The 23,147-nt window shown below is 31.9% G+C and carries 17 protein-coding genes, 4 tRNA genes, 4 rRNA genes and 1 pseudogene; 5 read left to right on the forward strand and 21 right to left on the reverse strand.

Annotation, left to right across the window (positions count from 1 at the left end; translation table 11 throughout):
• Positions 1-86: 86 nt before the first annotated feature.
• Entirely contained in the window at positions 87-545 is a 459-nt protein-coding gene (gene bcp, locus BTM21_RS12665; protein WP_021874650.1) for a thioredoxin-dependent thiol peroxidase, read from the forward strand.
• Positions 546-642: 97 nt separating this feature from the next.
• On the opposite strand, the gene BTM21_RS12670 is transcribed toward bcp, so the two are convergent.
• The 4 genes from BTM21_RS12670 to BTM21_RS12685 form a co-directional block, all read right to left on the reverse strand.
• Positions 643-718, reverse strand: a tRNA-Phe gene (locus BTM21_RS12670).
• 5 nt (positions 719-723) lie between these two features.
• Positions 724-840: ribosomal RNA gene (rrf, locus tag BTM21_RS12675) — 5S ribosomal RNA — on the reverse strand.
• 111 nt (positions 841-951) lie between these two features.
• A 23S ribosomal RNA gene (locus BTM21_RS12680) occupies positions 952-3,855 on the reverse strand.
• Positions 3,856-4,085: 230 nt separating this feature from the next.
• A 16S ribosomal RNA gene (locus BTM21_RS12685) occupies positions 4,086-5,600 on the reverse strand.
• Together the 16S, 23S and 5S rRNA genes with 1 tRNA gene alongside form the textbook arrangement of a ribosomal RNA operon.
• A gap of 541 nt (positions 5,601-6,141) precedes the next feature.
• Between BTM21_RS12685 and BTM21_RS12690 the strand changes: the two genes are divergently transcribed.
• Entirely contained in the window at positions 6,142-6,819 is a 678-nt protein-coding gene (locus BTM21_RS12690; protein ID WP_021877020.1) for a uracil-DNA glycosylase, read from the forward strand.
• 109 nt (positions 6,820-6,928) lie between these two features.
• Here the strand turns inward: BTM21_RS12690 and BTM21_RS12695 are convergent, their stop codons facing one another.
• From BTM21_RS12695 to BTM21_RS12705, 3 genes are all read right to left on the reverse strand, one after another.
• Positions 6,929-7,138 carry a hypothetical protein gene (locus tag BTM21_RS12695; RefSeq protein ID WP_021877019.1) on the reverse strand — a complete coding sequence of 70 codons (210 nt, stop codon included), beginning with the start codon at positions 7,136-7,138 and terminating at the stop codon, positions 6,929-6,931.
• A gap of 296 nt (positions 7,139-7,434) precedes the next feature.
• A tRNA-Phe gene (locus BTM21_RS12700) sits at positions 7,435-7,510 on the reverse strand.
• Positions 7,511-7,605: 95 nt separating this feature from the next.
• A complete protein-coding gene (locus BTM21_RS12705) occupies positions 7,606-7,815 on the reverse strand; it encodes a hypothetical protein (RefSeq protein WP_021877018.1) in 210 nt (69 codons plus the stop codon).
• A gap of 128 nt (positions 7,816-7,943) precedes the next feature.
• On the opposite strand from BTM21_RS12705, the gene BTM21_RS12710 reads away from it, so the two are divergent.
• Positions 7,944-8,375, forward strand: a complete 432-nt coding sequence (locus BTM21_RS12710; RefSeq protein ID WP_021877017.1) for a hypothetical protein — start codon at positions 7,944-7,946, stop codon at positions 8,373-8,375.
• A 182-nt stretch (positions 8,376-8,557) separates the two neighbouring features.
• Here the strand turns inward: BTM21_RS12710 and BTM21_RS12715 are convergent, their stop codons facing one another.
• The 8 genes and pseudogenes from BTM21_RS12715 to BTM21_RS12750 form a co-directional block, all read right to left on the reverse strand.
• A complete protein-coding gene (locus tag BTM21_RS12715; RefSeq protein WP_242969951.1) occupies positions 8,558-9,412 on the reverse strand; it encodes a CPBP family intramembrane glutamic endopeptidase in 855 nt (284 codons plus the stop codon).
• 181 nt (positions 9,413-9,593) lie between these two features.
• Positions 9,594-10,070 (reverse strand): annotated as a pseudogene (locus BTM21_RS12720) (CinA family protein); the annotation flags it as partial.
• 141 nt (positions 10,071-10,211) lie between these two features.
• Complete coding sequence (locus tag BTM21_RS12725) at positions 10,212-10,448, reverse strand: hypothetical protein (protein WP_021877014.1); 237 nt, start codon at positions 10,446-10,448, stop codon at positions 10,212-10,214.
• Positions 10,449-10,537: 89 nt separating this feature from the next.
• A complete protein-coding gene (gene fusA, locus BTM21_RS12730) occupies positions 10,538-12,613 on the reverse strand; it encodes an elongation factor G (RefSeq protein WP_021877013.1) in 2,076 nt (691 codons plus the stop codon).
• 177 nt (positions 12,614-12,790) lie between these two features.
• Positions 12,791-14,599, reverse strand: a complete 1,809-nt coding sequence (locus BTM21_RS12735; protein ID WP_079481703.1) for an LTA synthase family protein — start codon at positions 14,597-14,599, stop codon at positions 12,791-12,793.
• 33 nt (positions 14,600-14,632) lie between these two features.
• Positions 14,633-14,998 carry a GtrA family protein gene (locus BTM21_RS12740; protein WP_079481704.1) on the reverse strand — a complete coding sequence of 122 codons (366 nt, stop codon included), beginning with the start codon at positions 14,996-14,998 and terminating at the stop codon, positions 14,633-14,635.
• The gene (locus BTM21_RS12745; protein ID WP_079481705.1) at positions 14,983-16,416 is read right to left on the reverse strand and encodes a glycosyltransferase family 39 protein; all 1,434 of its coding nucleotides are present in this window, start codon (positions 16,414-16,416) and stop codon (positions 14,983-14,985) included. Before BTM21_RS12745 ends, BTM21_RS12740 begins: the two co-directional genes overlap by 16 nt.
• A gap of 161 nt (positions 16,417-16,577) precedes the next feature.
• On the reverse strand, positions 16,578-18,125 hold the full coding sequence (locus tag BTM21_RS12750) for an AbgT family transporter (RefSeq protein WP_079481706.1): 1,548 nt from the start codon (positions 18,123-18,125) through the stop codon (positions 16,578-16,580).
• A gap of 312 nt (positions 18,126-18,437) precedes the next feature.
• On the opposite strand from BTM21_RS12750, the gene cls reads away from it, so the two are divergent.
• Together cls and BTM21_RS12760 are read left to right on the forward strand one after the other, a co-directional pair.
• Entirely contained in the window at positions 18,438-19,865 is a 1,428-nt protein-coding gene (cls, locus tag BTM21_RS12755) for a cardiolipin synthase (protein ID WP_021877008.1), read from the forward strand.
• A gap of 39 nt (positions 19,866-19,904) precedes the next feature.
• Positions 19,905-21,260: a DUF2334 domain-containing protein gene (locus tag BTM21_RS12760; protein WP_079481708.1), complete on the forward strand. Its 1,356-nt coding sequence runs from the start codon at positions 19,905-19,907 to the stop codon at positions 21,258-21,260.
• 48 nt (positions 21,261-21,308) lie between these two features.
• Here BTM21_RS12760 and BTM21_RS12765 read toward each other — a convergent pair whose 3' ends face one another.
• The 6 genes from BTM21_RS12765 to rrf (BTM21_RS12785) form a co-directional block, all read right to left on the reverse strand.
• A complete protein-coding gene (locus BTM21_RS12765) occupies positions 21,309-21,755 on the reverse strand; it encodes a VanZ family protein (RefSeq protein ID WP_021877006.1) in 447 nt (148 codons plus the stop codon).
• A 78-nt stretch (positions 21,756-21,833) separates the two neighbouring features.
• Positions 21,834-22,277 (reverse strand): hypothetical protein, encoded by a 444-nt coding sequence (locus BTM21_RS12770; protein ID WP_021877005.1) that lies wholly within the window; start codon positions 22,275-22,277, stop codon positions 21,834-21,836.
• 146 nt (positions 22,278-22,423) lie between these two features.
• A complete protein-coding gene (locus tag BTM21_RS13805; protein WP_021877004.1) occupies positions 22,424-22,576 on the reverse strand; it encodes a hypothetical protein in 153 nt (50 codons plus the stop codon).
• Between the two features lie 229 nt (positions 22,577-22,805).
• Positions 22,806-22,881 (reverse strand) — tRNA-Ala (locus tag BTM21_RS12775).
• A 5-nt stretch (positions 22,882-22,886) separates the two neighbouring features.
• Positions 22,887-22,963 (reverse strand) — tRNA-Ile (locus BTM21_RS12780).
• 7 nt (positions 22,964-22,970) lie between these two features.
• Positions 22,971-23,087: ribosomal RNA gene (gene rrf, locus BTM21_RS12785) — 5S ribosomal RNA — on the reverse strand.
• Positions 23,088-23,147 lie beyond the last annotated feature (60 nt).

The following is a 23,147-nucleotide window of genomic DNA, read 5'->3' on the forward strand; positions in this document are numbered from 1 at the left end:
AAAATAAAGTAAACAATAATAATGTTTACTTAAATACGAATTTTATTTATAATTTGTTATTAAATAAAAATATTAGGAGGTTTACAATGTTAGAAGTAGGTAAACTAGCACCAGATTTCACTCTTATGGGATCTGACGGAAATGAACATAAGTTAAGTCATTATAAAGGTAAGAAGGTAATATTATATTTCTACCCAAAAGACAATACTCCTGGTTGTACAACCGAAGCTTGTGACTTTAGAGATCATACAAACGAAATACATGATCTAAACGCTATAGTTATTGGTATAAGTAAAGATTCTTTAACTTCTCATAATAAATTTATAACAAAATTTAATTTACCATTTATTTTATTAAGTGATGAAGAAAAAACTGTTTGTGCTCTTTATGATGTAATTAAAGAAAAAAATATGTTTGGAAAAAAAGTCTTAGGAATTGAAAGAAGTACTTTCATAATTAATGAAGATGGCGTTTTAATTAAAGAATTTAGAAAAGTTAAGGTTAAAGGACATATAGAAGCTGTAATTGACGAATTACGTTTATAAGAACATATTTTATAAGGAAGTAGGATTTTTATAGTCTTACTTCTTTTTATTTTTATAAAAATAAAAAAACCAACTAATTTAAAATTAGTTGGTTTCCTGGTGGCTCGACCAGGAATCGAACCAGGGACACGAGGATTTTCAGTCCTCTGCTCTACCGACTGAGCTATCGAGCCACATTACCTGGCAACGTTCTACTCTCCCACACAGTCTCCCATGCAGTACCATCGACGCTGTAGAGCTTAACTTTCCTGTTCGGAATGGGAAGGAGTGTTTCCTCTACGCCATCATCACCAGATTCATTGTCACCCCAAATCTATGATTTGGTTGGTGTAAAGCACTTAGCATAGCTAAGTTACCTTTTCAGATATTCTCTGAAAATTGCACATGAATTTTTGCCATTTCGTTATTGGTCAAGCCCTCGACCTATTAGTATCAGTCAGCTAAATATGTTACCACACTTACACCTCTGACCTATCAACCTTGTGTTCTTCAAGGGGTCTTACTAGCTTATGCTATGGGAAATCTCATCTTGAGGGGGGCTTCACGCTTAGATGCTTTCAGCGTTTATCCCTTCCCGACTTAGCTACCCAGCCATGCTCTTGGCAGAACAACTGGTGCACCAGAGGTCAGTCCATCCCGGTCCTCTCGTACTAAGGACAGCTCCTCTCAAATTTCCTACGCCCGCGACGGATAGGGACCGAACTGTCTCACGACGTTCTGAACCCAGCTCGCGTGCCGCTTTAATGGGCGAACAGCCCAACCCTTGGGACCTACTACAGCCCCAGGATGCGACGAGCCGACATCGAGGTGCCAAACCTCCCCGTCGATGTGGACTCTTGGGGGAGATCAGCCTGTTATCCCCGAGGTAGCTTTTATCCGTTGAGCGATGGCCCTCCCACGAGGTACCACCGGATCACTAAGCCCGACTTTCGTCCCTGCTCCACTTGTGGGTGTCGCAGTCAGGCTCCCTTCTGCCTTTGCACTCTTCGAACGATTTCCGACCGTTCTGAGGGAACCTTTGGGCGCCTCCGTTACTTTTTAGGAGGCGACCGCCCCAGTCAAACTGCCCACCTAACAATGTCCCGTCACCAGATTCATGGCGTCCGGTTAGAACCCCAATACTGTCAGGGTGGTATCCCAAGGATGACTCCACCAAGGCTGACGCCCTAGTTTCCCAGTCTCCCACCTATCCTGTACAGACAATATCGGAATTCAATGCTAAGCTACAGTAAAGCTCTACGGGGTCTTTCCGTCCAATCGCGGGTAGCGAGCATCTTCACTCGCACTACAACTTCGCCGGATTTGCAGTTGAGACAGTGCCCAAGTCATTACGCCATTCGTGCGGGTCAGAACTTACCTGACAAGGAATTTCGCTACCTTAGGACCGTTATAGTTACGGCCGCCGTTTACTGGGGCTTAAGTTCACACCTTCGCTTGCGCTAAGTGTTCCCCTTAACCTTCCAGCACCGGGCAGGCGTCAGCCCCTATACATCAGCTTGCGCTTTAGCAGAGACCTGTGTTTTTGCTAAACAGTTGCTTGGGCCTATTCTCTGCGGCCTACTCTCGTAGGCACCCCTTCTCGCTAACTTACGGGGTCAATTTGCCTAGTTCCTTAACTGCAATTCTTCCGCTGGTCTTAGGATTCTCTCCTCATCTACCTGTGTCGGTTTGCGGTACGGGCACTACTTCTCTCTCTAGATGCTTTTCTTGGAAGCATGGAATCAGATACTTCAGCCTTTTGGCCTTCCCCATCACGCCTCAGAATTGTTGAAACGGATTTGCCTGTTTCAACTCCCTAAACGCTTAGACTAGCATTTCCAATCGCTAGCACATCCTATCCTTCTCCGTCACACCATCGATAATAACGATTGTAGTGGTATCGGAATATCAACCGATTGTCCATCGCCTACGCCTATCGGCCTCGGCTTAGGTCCCGACTAACCCTGGGCGGACGAGCCTTCCCCAGGAAACCTTAGATTTTCGACCTGTGAGATTCTCACTCACATCTCGCTACTAATGCCAACATTCTCACTCGTAATCAGTCCACCGCTCCTTACGGTACGACTTCAGCCCGATTACGACGCTCCTCTACCGCTCATCTTACGATGAGCCCGTAGCTTCGGTGGTAAGTTTGAGCCCCGGACATTTTCGGCGCAGGATCTCTCGACTAGTGAGCTATTACGCACTCTTTCAATGAGTGGCTGCTTCTAAGCCAACATCCTAGTTGTCTTAGAAATCCCACATCCTTTTCCACTTAACTTACACTTTGGGACCTTAGCTGACGATCTGGGCTTTTTCCCTTTTGACCACGGATCTTATCATTCGTAGTCTGACTGCCGGACTAATAGTATATGGCATTCGGAGTTTGATAAGGTTCGGTAAGCGATACGCCCCCTAGCCCATTCAGTGCTCTACCTCCATTACTCATATCCGACGCTAGCCCTAAAGCTATTTCGAGGAGAACCAGCTATCTCCGAGTTCGATTGGAATTTCTCCGCTATCCACAGCTCATCCCATGCTTTTTCAACAGCAACGTGGTTCGGTCCTCCACGGGGTTTTACCCCCGCTTCAACCTGGCCATGGATAGGTCACCCGGTTTCGGGTCTACGGCATGCAACTAGTCGCCCTATTAAGACTCGGTTTCCCTTCGGCTCCGTACCTTAAGTACTTAACCTTGCTACATACCGTAACTCGTTGGCTCGTTCTACAAAAAGCACGTCATCACACTCATATGGTGCTCTGACCGGTTGTAGGCACACGGTTTCAGGTTCTATTTCACTCCCCTCCCGGGGTTCTTTTCACCTTTCCCTCACGGTACTGCTTCACTATCGGTCATCAGGTAGTATTTAGCCTTGGGAGGTGGTCCTCCCTGCTTCCCACAAGGTTTCACGTGTCTCGTGGTACTCTGGATCAGAACTCTAAACCTTTCTGTTTTACCTACGTGGCTATTACACTCTATGGCCTAACTTTCCAGTTATTTTCGGTTACAAATTAGTTTATTTAATGTTCTGTCCGCAACCCCAGAGATAAATCTCTAGTTTGGGCTCTTTCCCTTTCGCTCGCCGCTACTCAGAAAATCGATTTTTCTTTCTCTTCCTCTAGGTACTTAGATGTTTCAGTTCCCTAGGTTTACCTTCCTGTAACTATTTATTCATTACAGGATACATGGGGTTTCCCATGTGAGTTCCCTCATTCGGAAATCTCCGGATCACTGGCTATGTGCGCCTACCCGAAGCTTATCGCAGCTTATCACGTCCTTCATCGGCTCCTGATGCCAAGGCATTCACCATGCGCCCTTTGTAGCTTGACCTTTACGGTTCTCTTTTTACAAAGAGTCAATTTATATCACAAAGAATATTTTTCTTGGCTTGTTGTCACTTCTCAATTAACATTTGTTAATAAAGTTGTTTTAATTCATGTGCAATTTTCAAAGAACAAAATTTTGAAGGATTTTGGTCCTTCAAAATTGAACAGAAGTTAAGATAACTCTTCTTTTGAAATATACTAGTTAATCATCTTGTTAACTAGATTTCTCCATAGAAAGGAGGTGATCCAGCCGCAGGTTCTCCTACGGCTACCTTGTTACGACTTCACCCCAATCGCTGACCCTACCTTAGGTCGCTGCCTCCTTGCGGTTAGCTCACGAACTTTGGGTATTGCCAACTCTCATGGTGTGACGGGCGGTGTGTACAAGGCCCGGGAACGTATTCACCGCGACATGCTGATTCGCGATTACTAGCAACTCCAGCTTCATGTAGGCGAGTTTCAGCCTACAATCCGAACTGAGACAAGTTTTATAGTTTAGCTCCACCTCGCGGTATTGCATCTCGTTGTACTTGCCATTGTAGCACGTGTGTAGCCCTAGACATAAGGGGCATGATGATTTGACGTCATCCCCACCTTCCTCCCGGTTAACCCGGGCAGTCTCGCTAGAGTGCTCAACTAAATGGTAGCAACTAACAATAAGGGTTGCGCTCGTTGCGGGACTTAACCCAACATCTCACGACACGAGCTGACGACAACCATGCACCACCTGTCATCCTGTCTCCGAAGAGACTTCCTCGATTAAGAGTAATGCAGGAGATGTCAAGTCTAGGTAAGGTTCTTCGCGTTGCTTCGAATTAAACCACATGCTCCGCTGCTTGTGCGGGCCCCCGTCAATTCCTTTGAGTTTTAATCTTGCGACCGTACTCCCCAGGCGGGATACTTAATGTGTTAACGGCGGCACGGAAGGAGTTGATACCTCCCACACCTAGTATCCATCGTTTACGGCGTGGACTACCAGGGTATCTAATCCTGTTTGCTCCCCACGCTTTCGAGCCTCAGCGTCAGTTACAGTCCAGAGAGTCGCCTTCGCCACTGGTGTTCTTCCTAATCTCTACGCATTTCACCGCTACACTAGGAATTCCACTCTCCTCTCCTGCACTCTAGACTTCCAGTTTGAAATGCAGCACCCAAGTTGAGCCCGGGTATTTCACATCTCACTTAAAAGTCCGCCTACGCTCCCTTTACGCCCAGTAAATCCGGACAACGCTCGCCACCTACGTATTACCGCGGCTGCTGGCACGTAGTTAGCCGTGGCTTCCTCCTCAGGTACCGTCATTATCGTCCCTGAAGACAGAGCTTTACGATCCGAAAACCTTCATCACTCACGCGGCGTTGCTGCATCAGGGTTTCCCCCATTGTGCAATATTCCCCACTGCTGCCTCCCGTAGGAGTCTGGGCCGTGTCTCAGTCCCAATGTGGCCGATCACCCTCTCAGGTCGGCTACGCATCGTCGCCTTGGTGAGCCGTTACCTCACCAACTAGCTAATGCGCCGCGGGCCCATCTTGTAGCGGATTGCTCCTTTAATTACTGCTCCATGCGAAGCTGCAATATTATGCGGTATTAATCTTCCTTTCGGAAGGCTATTCCCCTCTACAAGGCAGGTTGCCCACGTGTTACTCACCCGTCCGCCGCTAGGTTTGTTCCCGAAGGAACTCTCCTCGCTCGACTTGCATGTGTTAGGCACGCCGCCAGCGTTCGTCCTGAGCCAGGATCAAACTCTCACTAAAAAGTTTAATCTGTGCTCAAATTACTTTGAGTCTTTGTTTTAAGACTTTCAAAAGAATTGCTGGTTATTACTTAACTTTTATTCTGTTCAATTTTCAAAGACCATTTTCTTCGTCGCCCTCAAGCGACTCGTTTATCTTATCACTCTTAAAATTTCTTGTCAACAACTTTTTTTAAGTTGTTTTTTGATTTCTCAAAAGTGACTCGTTTATCTTATCATCAGTCGCAAATACTGTCAACACCTTATTCCGTGTTGTGTTTTGCGCTAACAACGTATTTTATATTATCATATTCTTTTATTATTATATCTTATAATTCCTGTTTTATTCATAATTAACATAAAAATTCTATTGTTTACTTAAAATACATTAATATTACTATTACTGATATTCGTGGTTACGTTTCTGCCTGTTTTTATGCAATTATAGGATAATTTTACTATTTTATACTAATAATATACTCTAAATATTCAATTAGTATATTATTATGCTTATTAGAAATACTTTATTTATGGTTATGTTATAATTATTTCGAGGTGAGAATATGAAGAAAATTTTAGATAATGACTGGCAAGAACTATTAGAGCCTGAATTTCAAAAGGATTATTATCAAAATTTAAGAAAGTTCCTAATTTCTGAATATAATACAAAAACTATATATCCTACTATGTATGATATATTTAATGCTTTAAAATTTACTCCTTATAAAGATGTTAAGGTAGTTATTATTGGCCAAGATCCTTATCATGGTCCAAATCAAGCTCACGGACTTAGCTTTTCCGTTAATAAAGGAGTCAGGATTCCCCCTTCTTTATTAAATATTTATAAAGAGCTTCATTCTGATTTAGGGTGCTATATACCTAACAATGGATATTTAAAGAAATGGGCTGATCAAGGTATATTACTATTAAATACGGTATTAACTGTAAGAGATCATGAGGCTAATTCTCATAAAAATATGGGTTGGGAGATTTTCACTGATAAAATTATAAGTTTACTTAATGAAAAAGATACTCCTATAGTTTTTATACTTTGGGGAAATCCTGCGATTAAAAAATCCTCATTAATAACTAATAAAATTCATTACATACTTACTTCTCCACACCCAAGTCCATTATCAGCCTCAAGAGGCTTCTTTGGAAATAAGCATTTTTCTAAAACAAATGAAATTTTAAAGGATATAGGAAAAGAACCTATAGATTGGCAAATAGATAATGTTTAAATAAATAAAAGGTATGCACCTTGAACTTTACCTTATCAATTAGATAGTTCATCTTTATAATGCATACCTTTTTATATTTAAATTATTGAACGCTTTTATACTTAAATAATTATATTAGTTCTTTTTTATGTCCCTTTTTAGCTTTCTTTACTAAAAAGTGTATTCCAGCTCCTAAAATCCCTAGTACTCCACCAGCTGAAAATCCTAAAATAACATCACCCATTAGAACTCCTACAAAAATCCCAATTCCCACACCAATAGCTATCCCTTTAGCTAGATAATCATATTCTTCATCTGATAAACTTATCTTTTCTAACATAATTAACCACGCCCCTAATAAATTTAATACTTATACTTTATATAATAAATAAAACTTCTTAATTATTTCTTAAACAATTCTTAAAAATGACTAAATTAATATATTTTCTATACTTCTAGACTACACCTTTTTATTAACCTTGTAAAGAGTTATTTTTTACTTTTTAATATATTTTTAAAAATCTTATTATGTCGCTTATATTATGTTAAGTTAATCTTAATATATGTATGAACTCTGTTATTAATTATTATTAAGTAACAAAAAAAAACCAACTAATTTAAAATTAGTTGGTTTCCTGGTGGCTCGACCAGGAATCGAACCAGGGACACGAGGATTTTCAGTCCTCTGCTCTACCGACTGAGCTATCGAGCCTTAACAATATTTATTTTACATAAATTTTAACTAAAAGTCAAACATTTTGTTGAAATTAGTTTTAATTTATTATATCTAATATAAAAAAATTTCTACTACTTTATTATTCCGCTATCATCATCTTGAGTATTACTTTGTCTTAATGCCTCAACAGCTCCAAAAACAGATAAATTTTGTCCAATAGCTTCAAATAACCATGCAACTATTTCTTGTTGTTCACTAGTTAGTCCCTGCGCTATGTCAGCTGCAATAAAGGCAGCTACTACTATTAATTGATCTGGCCCTAAACTAAAAAGATCTACCATATCGCACTCCTATAAAATGTCTTTAATTAATATTTTTATGTTGAAAACTTTCTATAATACTATTATATATGTAATTTCCATAAGAATGTTTAATATAATATAAGGTATATTAATTTTTACGGAGTTGTATGGTGAAATATTTTATCTTCATAATTTTAATATTAGGCATAATTGCTATGTATTTTTATTATGACTACAAACTAGCTTTAACTAGAAAACAACTGATGATAGCTTCTAAAAAAAGAAATACTGTAAAAACTCGATCTATTAATAGAATAGAAAAAACTCCTACTATTAAGTTTTCTAGCCCAAATTCAAAGGTAGGTATAACTAATATCAATACTAATCTTTATTTAGCACCTACTACTTCTTCACCTATTTTAAAGAACATTTCAATTAGAATGGAAGTTCAACTTTTAGATACTGCTGAATTAAATTCTGAAACTTGGTATTATGTTAATTTACCTATAGATACGGATATTAACTGTAGAGGGTGGTTAAACTCTAAGGATTTTTCTATACTATATAGTGATTCAACAAATTTAACTAAAAGCAATTAACTTATACTTTAATTAATTATACTTAATTTATAATTAAGGAACTGTAGTAAATAAAATTTCTCTATATTTACTACAGTTCCTTTTTCATATTAATTGCATATTAAATTCTATAAGATACTTATAAGCATAAAAATTATATATACTACTATTATTAAGAAAAATGGTATATTAAATATATTTTCTTATCTTATCACATCTGACTTTATTTCTTCTTTTAATATCCCTCTATTAATATTAAGTTCTTCTAACTTCTTTAATATTAGATATACAAAAGTTGAAAATATTATTGCTATCACTCCATATACTACAAACATAATTAACTTATCATTAAATGGTAAACTTCTTAATGATAAATCCATTGTTCCATTCATTATCTCTGTTGATTGTGGAATAGTATTTATCAATTTAGACATAGTTACAGAAGTTCCATTAATTATAAAATGTATAATTGATTCTGCAAATATACTATTAGTTATTCTTACTACTAAAGCTAAAATAAATCCTAATACTGTTGCATATAAAAATTGTTGTGGATCTAAATGTAAAATTCCAAAAAATAATCCTGTTATCATTGCAGCTAGATATTTATTTTTATGTTCATATCCTGATAAGACTATCCCTCTTATTGTAACTTCTTCTGTAATGGCAGGTAACAATGCAACTAATGATAACATAATTAAATATGGTGTAGAATTTATTTGTGTTATAAAAGCTCCGATATTATTATTAAAGAAAAATGATGTTACTATAGAGAAAAAACTCATTATTGGTTGACATAAAAATGCTAATAATATTACTAGCAATGCATCTTTTAAATACAACTTATTTAATTTTAATGTTTCTTTTACTGATGATTTAGTTACTATTATATATATTACTGCTGGAATTAAAAAGAATATAATATGATTCATCGTTAAAGCAATTCTTAAATCTGTAACACCTAATATATCATAGATAGGTAGTAAAATTTTTGGCATAAATATCTCTAATAATAAAATTATTAGAAAATATAAATTGGCTTTATAAACTTTTTTCATTTAAGTACTTCCTTTCATTATTTTAAGGTCATTTTTATGTATATATTCCCTTTTCCATGGGCATACTTAAAAATGAAGCGAGTAAGCTTCCACAGTTAATCGCCTCTCCCCCATTTTATTTATATACAAAGATAATCCCTTTTAATACTATTTAGTTTAAAAGGGATTATTATTTTCCCTTTTACTTACTTTTTGATAATTCATTTTTTAACATGCTTAGTGCACTTAACACAGCTTCTTCTCTAACTTCTTCTCTATTTCCATTAAAATTAAATTTTTCAACCTTGGTGTTTCCTTTTATATGAATTCCTATATATACTAGTCCTACTGGTTTTTCTTTAGTTCCACCACCTGGACCTGCTATTCCTGTAGTAACTACAGATATATCTGTTTCAGCTTCTCTTGCAATTCCCTCTGCCATTTCTTTTGCTGTTTCTTCACTTACTGCACCAAACTTTTCTAAAGTTTCAGCTTTTACACCTAATCTTTTCATTTTGGCCTCATTAGAATATGTTATAGCCCCTTCTTTAAATACTTCTGATATACCTGGATAGGAAATTAACTTTCCTGCAACTAATCCACCTGTACATGATTCCGCTGTAGATATAGTTAATTTATTTTTACATAAAATTTCTCCTAATGCATATTCTATCGCTAAACCATTATTTTTATTGTTACTCATAAACTTCTCCTTTTAAAATTATATGATTTATTTTATTATAATATTATTTTATCTAATTATATAGCTTTTATTTTACTTAAAAAAGCTACCAGCTTTGATAGCTAGTAGCTAAATTTATTATTTTAACTTATTTGCATTAATGTAATAATCACCTCTTATATTAATACCTTGCTCTCTTATAGTGAAATCACTATCTTTTAACATTGATGTAATCATATTGATATCTTGCTGACTTGTGTTGTTTAAGGTTATCGTAAAACTATCGTGCATATCTACTACACCCATATAATCAAAGATATTACTATATTCACTAAGAGTTAAATTTCCTTGTATATCCATCTTATAATCTGGCATAGTCTTCCTCCTAAAATTTATATTTTATATTAAAATATAATTAATTATTTATATTTTACTCATAATCTACTTATTTATTCAATTTACACCTATATTTTTTGACTTTCTTCAATTATCTTTTTGGCTTCTGGTGCGGGTACTTCTTCATATCTCTCTAAAGTACTTGTAAATGTTCCTCTTGCTTGAGTCATTGATCTTAAATCTGTAGCATATTTAGCCATTTCTGATAATGGTACTTCACCTATTATCTTTTGAAGATTTCCCTCAAGTTCCATTCCTAGTACCCTTCCTCTTTTTTTATTTATATCTCCAATAACATCTCCCATATATTCATCAGGAACTATTACCTCTATATGCATAATAGGTTCTAATAATATAGGTTTTGCCATTTCTAACCCTTTTTTATATGCTATTGACGTTGCCATTTTAAATGCCATTTCTGAAGAATCCACAGGATGATAAGAGCCATCATATAATGTTGCTCTTAAACCAATAACTGGATATCCTGCAAGAATACCTTTTTCAATACAATCTTTTAAGCCTTTTTCAACTGCTGGTATAAAGTTTCTTGGAACTGCTCCTCCAACGACTTTATCTACAAATTCAAGTTCTTCTCCACCATCATCTCTATGCTCAAATTTTATTTTTACATCTCCATATTGTCCATGTCCACCTGATTGCTTTTTATGTTTTCCTTGAACTTCAGAAACTCCTTTTATAGTTTCTCTATATGGTATTTTAGGTATATTTAATACAACTTCAGCACCAAATTTATTTTTTAATCTACTAGCTATTACTTCTAAATGAGCTTCTCCTAAACCACAAATTATTGTTTCTGCATTTTCAGTATCTCTATACATATTAAAAGTAGGATCTTCTTCTAATAATTTTTGTAATGAATATGATATTTTATCTTCATCGCCTTTTGCTTTAGGCATTACAGACATAGAAATTACTGGTGTAGGAAAATTCATATTATCAAACATAACTCTATTATTTGTATCACATAATGTATCCCCTGTTCCTGTATATTGAAGTTTTGCTACTGCTGCTATATCTCCTGCTATTACCTTATTAGTTTGTATTTGATTTTTACCTCTTAAAAAGAATATATTAGATAACTTTTCTACTTTATTTTTATTACTATTTATTACAGAAACTTCATTTGAAAGTTCCCCTATAATTACTCTAAATAAAGATATCTTACCTACAAAAGGATCTGCTATAGTCTTAAAAACTAATGCAGAAAAAGGTTTATCTTCTGTAAGATTTACGAAAACCTCTTCATCGTTTTGTAAGTCAATTGCTTTTTGATGAATTGCATATTCTGGTGATGGAAAACATTCTACTATATCTTCTAAAATAGAATCCATACCTATAAGCTTAGTAGCACTTCCACACATTATAGGTGCAATTTCTCCATCTGCACATCCTTTGATTAGTCCACTATATATTTCCTCATCACTAAGTTCGCCTTCTCCAAAATATTTATCTAATAATTCTTCATCAGTTTCTGCTACTGCCTCCATAATCATTTGCTTACATTCTTCTACTTTATCTAGTAAATCTGATGGAATATCTGTTATTTCCATTTTGTGAGTTTTTTCATTATATATTCTAGCCTTTTTTGAAATAATATTGATTACACCTTTAAAGTCATCTTCTTTACCTATAGGATATTGTATAGGTACTACACTCATGCCAAACTTATCCTTTAGTTCGCTTAATGTTTTATCGAAGTTTGAATTTTCTCTATCTAACTTATTTATAAAAAATGTTCTTGGTAGTTTAATCTTATTGCAATATTCCCAGGCTTTTTCAGTACCAACTTGTACTCCTGAAGCTCCACATACAACTATAGTAGCAACATCAACAGCTCTCATACCTTGAATCAGTTCTCCATAAAAATCAAAATACCCTGGAATATCAACTAAATTAATCTTAGTATCTTTAAATATAACTGGAGCTAAAGAAACTGATATTGAAATTTGTCTCTTTTTTTCTTCTTGATCAAAATCCATAATAGTAGTTCCATCTTCAACTTTACCTAGTCTATCACTACTTCCTGAATAAAATAATAATGCTTCAGCTAATGAAGTTTTTCCTGATCCAATATGTCCTATCAATCCAACATTTCTTAAATTATTAATTGTGTAATCTTTCATACTTAACCATAATATCCTCTAATTAGATATTATGAATTCACCCACCTTTCATTTAAAATCTAGATAAATCTTTAAAATTAGGCTATATATTTTATTTCTATGCGAATTCATTGAAATTAGTACAAAAAAAGGAAGCGTATAAACACTTCCCTTAAATTATCTATATTTATCTTTTAACTATTCTACAAAATCTCTTTTTTCATAATATCTATTTTTTATTATAATCTCACCTATATCATAAGCTTCTTCTAGTCTAATTCTTTCTTCCTCATTTTGAGGTTCACCCTTTATTACTTTATTATGTTCTCTATTATTCATTATAGTAGCATTTCTATTTGTATTTAAAAGGTTTCTTCCCATTAGATTTTCATAGTCTATCCCAAGTAAATACAGTACTGTTGGCATTATATCTACCTGCCCTCCATTTTTATCAACAACATTGGGTTTAACTCCCTTTGAGTAGATTACAAATGGTATTTGTTCTGTATCTTCCTTCCAAAAATCACCTTCTAAAGGTGCATTTTCTATCATACTACTATAATATTTATGAACCCCACCATGATCTCCATATAAAACTATTACTGTATTATCTAGTAATCCTAAAGCTTCTAGCTTTTCTACAAACATACCTATTTGAACATCTGTATAATGAATACTTTGAAAATATTCTCCTAATCTATTTTCATTTAATTCTTTTGGTAAATTTAAATACTTAAATTCATCTTGTGTTTCAAAAGGTCCATGACTACTTGCAGTTGCTACCATTGAGTAAAACGGTTCTTTTAATTCTGTTAGCTTTTCTGTATATTGTTCTAAATATTCTCTATCAGAATAATAGCCTCCCACTTTTTCTTTAATATTAAACTTTGAATTGTCCCATACATTTTCAAAACCTAAAGCATTAACATGATTTTCTGCCCAATTATAGTCTGAAGATGAAACTACATGAGCTGTACTTAAATCATATCCTTCTTTTTTTAAAATTCTAGGAAGAGATGGGTACTTCCCTTCTGGATGTGTTAAAAATGTTATGCTATCTCCTAATGGCAATACAGAAGTATTTACCATAAAGTCACAATCTACACTATTCCCCCCATTATTTTGTTCATATATATTAGAAAAATATAATCCTTCTTTAATTAACCTATTAATATTAGGTGTTATTTCTTGTCCATATACCTTCTTATTTATAACAAAGTTTTCTAAGGACTCAAATTGTACAAATATAACATTCTTACCTTCTGCCATAGCTTTATATTCATTAGCAGGTAAATTTTCATTATTCCACTTAAGCCAATTATCAACTTTTTTAAAATCCTGTTCATTTGGTTTGTTTGTAACCTTCTTAAAAGTATTTATTCCTTCAAAAACATGGAATCCTAAAGGCAGGGTATTTTTCGTAGTTTCAGCTGGATTCCATTGTATATCCATAAAATTAATTTTAGTATTATCTAAAATATCTACTTCTTGATGCACATTATAAACTGTTATGAAGCTTATAAATATTATTACTGTCGGAATAACTATAAACCTTCTTGTTACTTTTATAGACTTTAACTTTAAAGCTAATACGGCTAATGGTAAATCTATTAAAAATATTAAATCTATCAATATAAATTTAAGCTTAAATGCTTTAGCTGGATCTGTAAGCTCGTTAAAAAATATGTTTCTAAATCCTAAAAAATTTCGTGTAGCTCTGAAATATACTATATCTGCAACTAACAATATTGAATATAGAATATCTATTGTAATTAAATATTTTAATGCTCCTTTTCCTTTAAAATATAAAGAAGGAACTATAATAATTATTATCATTAACATATAAGCTAGTATTAACTCTTTATTCAACTCAAATTTTTTTAAACTTAATCCGTTATATGACCATATTAGACTCATAAATATAATTGTCTTTATAGATAAAATAATAAAAAACACTAAATTTATTAGACTTTGCTTACAGAAATTTTCAGCTATTTCTTTTTTCATATTATTTTTATCTCCTATATTAGTAATTCTTAATTACTCATTAAATGTCCAAATTTTATTTCCAATAAAGTTTATAACTGTTGTAATAATTAAAGCTAAAGCTTGTGCTATAGTTGCATTTAACTTAAGGTTATTTACAAGCACAATTAATATTCCATTATTTATAAGCATAGTTATCACATTAACAATAATAAATTTGCCTATTGTTGATATATCTTTACTATTAGCTTTAAATACCCACTTGTTATTCCATAAATAGCTATTTGCCATACCGCATATATATCCTATAGTGTTTGCTACTAGAATTCCAACACCAAAAACTCTTAGTATATTAAAAACTATCATAGTTATTAAGGTATTTATTAATCCTACTAATCCAAATTTTAAGAACTTCTCCATGTTTTTATCCTTTCTATTCCTGAAACTGCAAATATTATAAATAACCAACATACAATATATGCATATCTACTTTGGTTTTCTGTTATTAAATATGATAATCCATATCCACAGAATATAATATAAAATAGGTTTATAACTTCATTTTTTATTCTTCTCTTATTAAATAAACCTAGGTAAGTTAGTAGTATTATTACTATATAAAACCATTGAAATGTTGGTATATTTTTACCTGAAAAATCTACTATCATTTCATTGTCTTCTAAACTTAATTTAGTCCAAAAAACACCATCCATATCTCCTACACGCCATTGAGAACCAAACTTCTCAACATAAAACTTAAATAGTTTCATTGGAGGAGTTTTTGTTAATCTTTCTTTTATAATCTCATTTGACATTTTTTCCATCTTTTCATAGTCATAATCACATAATTCAGGAATTGCTGCATCTTCTTCATTCCATCTTCCACCAGATTCTATGTTAAGTCCTTTTACTATATTAGTAGCTGATGGTTCACTTCCCTTCCAAAGCTGGAATTCTGTTATACCAAATGATTTTATAGTAAAGCTCGTAATAACTAGAATAATTATAAATGATGCTATTAAAGTTACCGAAGCCTTTATTTTTTGTGAAACTTTGCCTCCATAATATATAATAATATACATAATGAATGCTATAACTGTAACCGCTGCAACCATTCTAAATAGATTGCCTAATGATAGTAATATACCTGATAAGGCTAGAATCCCTAACCCATTTTTTCTCTTAATAAATCTAATAAATAGATATATACTTCCTAAGTAAAATGGAATCGCTATATTCTCAGTACAGAATACTCCTATATATGATATCATTGGTGGAAAAATAGCCGCTATAAAAGCTCCTGTTAAAGCATATTCTTCCTTTTCAAAAACCTCTTTACATATCTTATAAATCAAATATATTGTTACTACTGATAATAGTATATTTACTACTTTAATAGCTAGTAATGCATTTGGAAATACCTTCATCATAAATGTAAAGTATAAAACCATCATTGTTAAATGAGGAAATCTTGCTATATATCCATTTCCATGTAAAGTATTAAAATTACCATTCAATACATCTAAAGCTGAATTATACATAGTTTTAAAATCAGATACTGGAACAGTATTAGCATTTAATAACCATAATAATCTAGCTATAAACCCAATCCCTATAACATATAAAATTATATTTTTATTGCTGAAATTTTTATTTTTAATAAGTTTATAAAATATAGAAATACTTCCTACATAAAAAACTACTTGTAGTAATAATGCTAGATTAAAGGACGTAGTAAATTTCATTCCTAAGATTATTGCTCCAAACACAATTACTAACATTATAATTTTAAGCGAATTAGTTACAAAGCTAGTAAAAATTTTTTTAAAATTATCCATAATTGTCTCCCTTAATTTATTTTTTATTTTATGGCACGCTCTTATATTCTACCATAGGAAAAATAATAAATGTATTTTTATGTATAATTTATTTAAATAAAAAAGATTTATATTAAGACCATTAAATAGCCTTAATATAAATCTATATTTTCTAATATTTATTACATCATTATTCCTGCACCAGGTCCTAATGGAAGTTTTAACATATACCATACTATTAATAGTAATGTCCATCCAATTAAGAATGCTAATGAGTAAGGAAGCATAGTTGTAATTAATGTACCTGCTCCTGCTTCGTCATCATATTTTTCTGCGAAAGCAACTATTAATGCGAAGTAACTCATAAGTGGTGAGATTATATTTGTTGTTGAATCACCTATTCTGTAAGCCATTTGAACTAATGCTGGTGAATATTGCATATTCATTAACATTGGAACAAATATTGGAGCCATAATAGCCCACTTAGCTGAAGCTGATCCCATGAATAAGTTTATAAAGGCTGTAATAATTACAAATCCTATTATTAGTGGAATTCCTGTAATTCCTGCACCTTGTAAGAAGTCCGCTCCTTTAACAGCAATTACTGTTCCTAAATGAGTGTAATTGAAGTATTGAACAAATTGAGCAGCAAAGAATACTAATACTATGTATCCACCCATTGTTGCCATACTCTTACTCATTAATGCAATAACATCTTTATCATCTTTAACCTTCTTAGCTCCTATACCATAAGCAACTCCTGGTATAAAGAAGAATAATGCTATTATAAGAACTATTGAGTCCATAAATGGTGATTTTAATATTTGTCCAGTTTCAGGATTTCTTAAAATTCCTGTTGGTCCTGGAAGTAATAATACAACTAATGTTACAAGACAAATTAATGCTGCTATTCCAGCAAACTTTAATCCTCTCGTTTCTTCTGTTGAAATTTCAGTTAATACTTCTTCTGCATTACCTTTGTATTTTCCTAATTTAGGTTCTACTACTTTTTCTGTTATGATAGTACCTATTATTGTAATAAGAATTGTTGATGCCATTATGAAATACCAGTTATCTGTTACTCCTACAGCCATTTGTGATGGATGTATCTTAGCAGCTTCTGATGTGATACCTGCTAATAAAGCATCTGTTGGTCCTGCAATTAAGTTTGCACTAAATCCACCTGAAACCCCAGCAAAAGCTGCAGCTAAACCAGCTAATGGATGACGTCCAAAACTTAAGAAAATTATAGCACCTAATGGAACTAAAACTACGTAACCTGCATCTGAAGCTATACTTGACATAACTCCAGCAAAAACTACAACTACAGTTATTAATCTCTTTGGAGTACTTGTTACTAACTTAGTTAATAACGTTCCAATAAGACCAGTTCCTTCTGCTACCCCTACACCAAGTAATGCAACTAACACTGTACCTAGTGGTGCAAAACCTGTAAAGTTTGTAACCGCTGATGTAAACATATATCTTATTCCTTCTGGAGTAAGTAAGCTTACTACATTAGCAGTCATTTCTTTAATTTCCATTGTAGATCTGTCTAAGCCAGTATATGTTACTGATACACCCATTTTAGCAAATATAGCTGATAAAACCATTATAATTGCACATAAAATTACGAATATTGTACCTGGGTGAGGAAGCTTATTACCTACTCGCTCAATAGAAGCAAGAATACCTCTTTGAGACTTATCCTTCTTTTCATTGGTCTTCATATTTATCCCCCTTGTTGTAAAATAAATCTTATATAAAAATACATATAATAAATAAATATTTCTATATATAATTCACTCAATTATATATCTTTATCCATATTTTTTCAAGTGCTTTCTGTTTTTTTGCTAATAATAACCGTTTTCTATTATTCATTTGTTAAAATTCGATATATTATTATATGCTTTAGTTAATAAAAATAAATTTTTGAAATTTTATAGCATTTATTTCAATAATTTATTGTAAAACTTTAATAGTTATACTTTGTTTAGGATAAAATAATAATTAAGAAGGTGGTAGCTATAAATACATTAATGATATTATTCTCAACTATAATTTTTATAAATTTAATTCTTATAAGTGCAATAGTAATTTTAGAGAAAAAACGTCCTGAAAAAACAATAGCCTGGATTCTAATTTTATTATTATTGCCACCTATAGGATTAATATTATACATCTTTTTAGGCAGGAATTGGAAACTAAACACTTTAAATAAGGGAATCACTAACAATTTAAAGAAACTTATAAATCCAATTATATGTAGCAATAATGATACACTAAAAGATTACCCTTCCTTGGTAAAACTTTTAGCCGCAAATAGTTATTCACCATTATTTATAAATAATAAAGTATATATTCTAAATGGTGGTAAAGAAAAATTTAAATTTTTAAAGAATGAACTTATAAAAGCTAAACATCATATTCATCTTGAATATTACATTGTAAAAAATGATAAGATTGGAAATGAAATAAAAGATATTCTTATAGATAAAGTTAAACAAGGAGTTGAAGTTCGTTTTATAATTGATAAAATGGGTTCTATAAAGTTAAAAAAATCTTATATAAAAGAATTAAAACAAGCTGGAGTGGATGTTGTTTTTTATACTTATATTTTTGCTCCATTATTAAGGTTAGTAAATACTCAAGTTAATTATAGAAATCATCGTAAAATTGTAGTTATAGATGGTTCTATTGGATTTATTGGAGGAATTAATATCGGTGATGAATATTTAGGTAAAGGGAAACTTGGAGAATGGAGAGATTGTCACATAATGATAAAAGGAGATGCCGTTTTAGCTCTTCAAGCAACCTTTCTTGATGATTATTCATCTATAAAAAAATGTAATAGTGAAAATCTCAATCTAACTTCTTCTATAGAAACCTATTTTTCTCAACCTAACTCTACTGGCAATACACTTATGCAGGTAATTAAAAGTGGCCCTAACTCAGAATTTCCCTCCATAATGCAAAGTATGATAAAGATGATTAGTATGGCTGAAGATTATATAAATATAGTAACGCCTTATTTTATTCCAAGTGAAGGTCTTATAGATGCATTAAGAATAGCATCTCTTAGTGGAATAAAAGTTACTATAATATTTCCAGAACAAGCAGATCACTTTACTGTAAATCATGCTTCAATAACTTATCTAGCTGAGTTAATGCGTTGTGGAGCTAAAGTTTATTTATATAATAAAAAGGGATTTGTTCATTCCAAATTCCTTATAATAGATGGTGAAATCTGCAATATAGGTACAGCTAATATGGATATTAGAAGCTTTGAACTAAACTACGAGATAAATACTGTTATTTATGATAAAAAAATTACTACTATCCTTAATAATATTTTTTATAAGGATTTAAATAATTGCCGTGAATATACTTTAAAAGAATATGATAAACAATCTATATTTAACAAAATGTTAAATGGTTTATGTCGCTTACTATCCTCTATTCTATGATATAATTATTAAATTATATATGTTTTCTGAGGGGGTATTATGAAATTTAAAAATAATATTTTAAAAATGACTTTATTATCAACTATATTAATTTTATTATTAACAATCTTACTTTTTAAGTCGAATCTTTTGGGTGGTAATATCATTGTAGAATCTAGTGATTTCTCAAAAATAGAAACTAGTTCTCTTACTTTAAAAAGTACAGAATCTCCAGTTGACTTTAACTCTATGCCTGTTAAACAAATATATAATATTAATATATCAGTATTCAATGAACCATTAAATACTTCAATTTATGAAAAATCTCAACGCTATTATATTTCATTAAGTTCTATATGTAATAAACTAAATTCTCCTATATACTATAATAATGATGAAATATTAATAAATAATATAGTAACTTTATATACTAATACAAATTCCTTTGAAATTAATAATAAAGCCTATAAATTAAGAGGTGATTTAATTTTTTCAGATGCTGAATATTATATGTCATTATCTGATATTGAAACTATATTTAATTTAAGAACACACTTTAATTTTGAAAATAAAAGTATAAATTTTATTAACTCACCAAATATAGTTAAAGAGATTTCTCCTGCAACTAAAGGACGTTTAGCCTTAATAAGACTTGAAGATTTTGCTGCTGGAGGAGCATTAAATGATTCTACTAATATAGAAAAATTTAAACTTATGGGTGATTTACTATATTCTAAAAATATAGGCTTTCATATAGCTTGGGTTCCTAGATATGTTGAACCAGATAATAATATAGATAATGATCTTCTTAATATTCACTCATTACAAAATGTAGCATTTATAAATCTTCTAGATCACCTAATTAATAGAGGTGGATTAGTAGGTTTACATGGATATACTCATCAATATGGTAATGAAACTAGTCTATCAGGAACAGAATTATCTAAAAATGCAAATAAAACAACTGATGAAACTAGAGTTATTATTGAAAATGCAATTAATACAGCTCATGCTTTAAATATTCCTTTTGCATTTTTTGAAAGTCCACACTATAAAGCTACAAAACCTCAAAAGAAAATTATAGAAGAATATTTTAAATATATATATGAACCATATGGTCCTATTCAATACTTTAATATACATCATACAAAGACAGGTAATATTTATATACCTACACCTTTAAGTTATGTTAGAGATTTAAATATTTCAAACATTTCTAGAGGTATTAACTCTCCTAAAGCAGGATCATTAGTTAGTTTATTTTATCATCCAATTAAAGAGTTAGATTTTATTGATGTTTCAGTTACTGATACCAATTTAAATTATACTTACTCTAAAGAATCTCCTTTAAGTAAAATTATTAAAGAATTAAACTCTAATGGATATATAACTTCATATATCACAGAGATAAATTAAATTATAATTTAAATAAAATAGACTACCCAACCTTGAGTAGTCTATTTTTTATACACTTTTTAATAATTTTCTCTTTTCATGTATATATCCTATAATAAATCCAAATAATCCTCCACTTGTATCTATAAGTATATCTTTAAACGCCATAGCTCTTCCTGGTATGAAATATTGATGTATTTCATCTGAACATGCATATAAAAATACAAAGATAAGAGAACATATTCTCGCACTTTTCTTATCTGTATATAATATAAGAACATTATAAGCAAATGCAAACAATATTAAATATTCACTAAAGTGAGCTGTTTTTCTTACTATAAGCGTTGCTAACTCTCCAAAATAATCATTTAAATTTATCCCTATAAATGAAAATATCTTTAATACTAACTCACTTTGATTACTTGATATATTTCCTGGTTGATGTGACATAAAAAATATAACACTCATCCAAATTATAAGCATAAACCAAGCAATAATTTTTTTCTTATTTTTCATATATCTTCTCCTTAGTATTCTTCAAAGTTCCTTGTGCTATAAATTATACAATATCTTAAAGTTTTTTTGTATTAACAATTAATCTCTCTCAACTATATATCTGTTAATATAAGCTAATGATTGTTCTAACATCTCTTGTCCCTGTTCTAAATCTTGTACATTTCTTTCTAAGTTACACATTCTTTGTTCAATCAAAGACATTACTTCCTTTATGTCATTTAATAATTTAATTTGGTAAGATACTTGCATTCCATCAGGATCAAGATACGTAACTTCTGGCTCTGAACCACATTCTGTACACTTAGCATATACCGCTTTCTTATCTACATCCCTAAATATTTTAAACGTTTCATTATTACAATGTGAACAATTTGGTAGCATTATAACATCATCGTCACTTAAATCAATATAATACTTAGTTTTACATTGATCACAAGTTAACTCTAGCTTCCCATCCTTAGTTTGTATATGGAATCTATTCCCACTACACCCTTCTTTTTGACATACCATAGTTCTTATCATATAATACACCTACTCCTCTCATCCATTAAGGACTATATAAAAATAACCCTTATAAATTTAATATGCTTTTTATAGTTAATATATGATAAAAACAAAAGGATTTAAATACTTCTTGTACTTAAATCCAAGTTTAAATAAATTCATCACTAATTATACACATTATTTAACTCTTTTATTGACTTTTCTAGCTCATCTATTAATTTATCTATTTTTACCGTGCTCTTACCTGTTAATACTAATTCTCTTTTTTCTAATTTTAACTCTATCATTCTCTGTTCTAGTTCATTTTTATTCCCCACCAAAAACACTCCCTATCCCATTAGGATTTAACTTTAGCATTATATACCACCAGTATATGTATTATATAAAAAAATGCTAAACTTAAATTTATTTTAAATCTCCTCATATATAATTATATAATATACAAGCCTTAATGACTAATTAAAAATTTCTAAATTTTTAATTAATTTTCGACATATTACTTATATTTAAAACAAAAAAAAAGTTACGAAATAATTCGTAACTTTTTGGTGGAGATAAAGAGATTCGAACTCTTGACCCCTTGCGTGCAAGGCAAGTGCTCTCCCAACTGAGCTATACCCCCAAATATGGTGGACCTTCAGGGACTCGAACCCCGGACCTACCGGTTATGAGCCGGTTGCTCTAACCAACTGAGCTAAAGATCCTCAACTTACCTGGCAACGTTCTACTCTCCCACACAGTCTCCCATGCAGTACCATCGACGCTGTAGAGCTTAACTTTCCTGTTCGGAATGGGAAGGAGTGTTTCCTCTACGCCATCATCACCAGATTACATTATCATTATAATGTATTGAGTACTATTTGTCAATAGTCTTTTCAGAATTTGTTC

Origin of the sequence: Clostridium chauvoei (genome assembly GCF_002327185.1) — a bacterium.
Taxonomy (GTDB): Bacteria; Bacillota; Clostridia; order Clostridiales; family Clostridiaceae; genus Clostridium; species Clostridium chauvoei.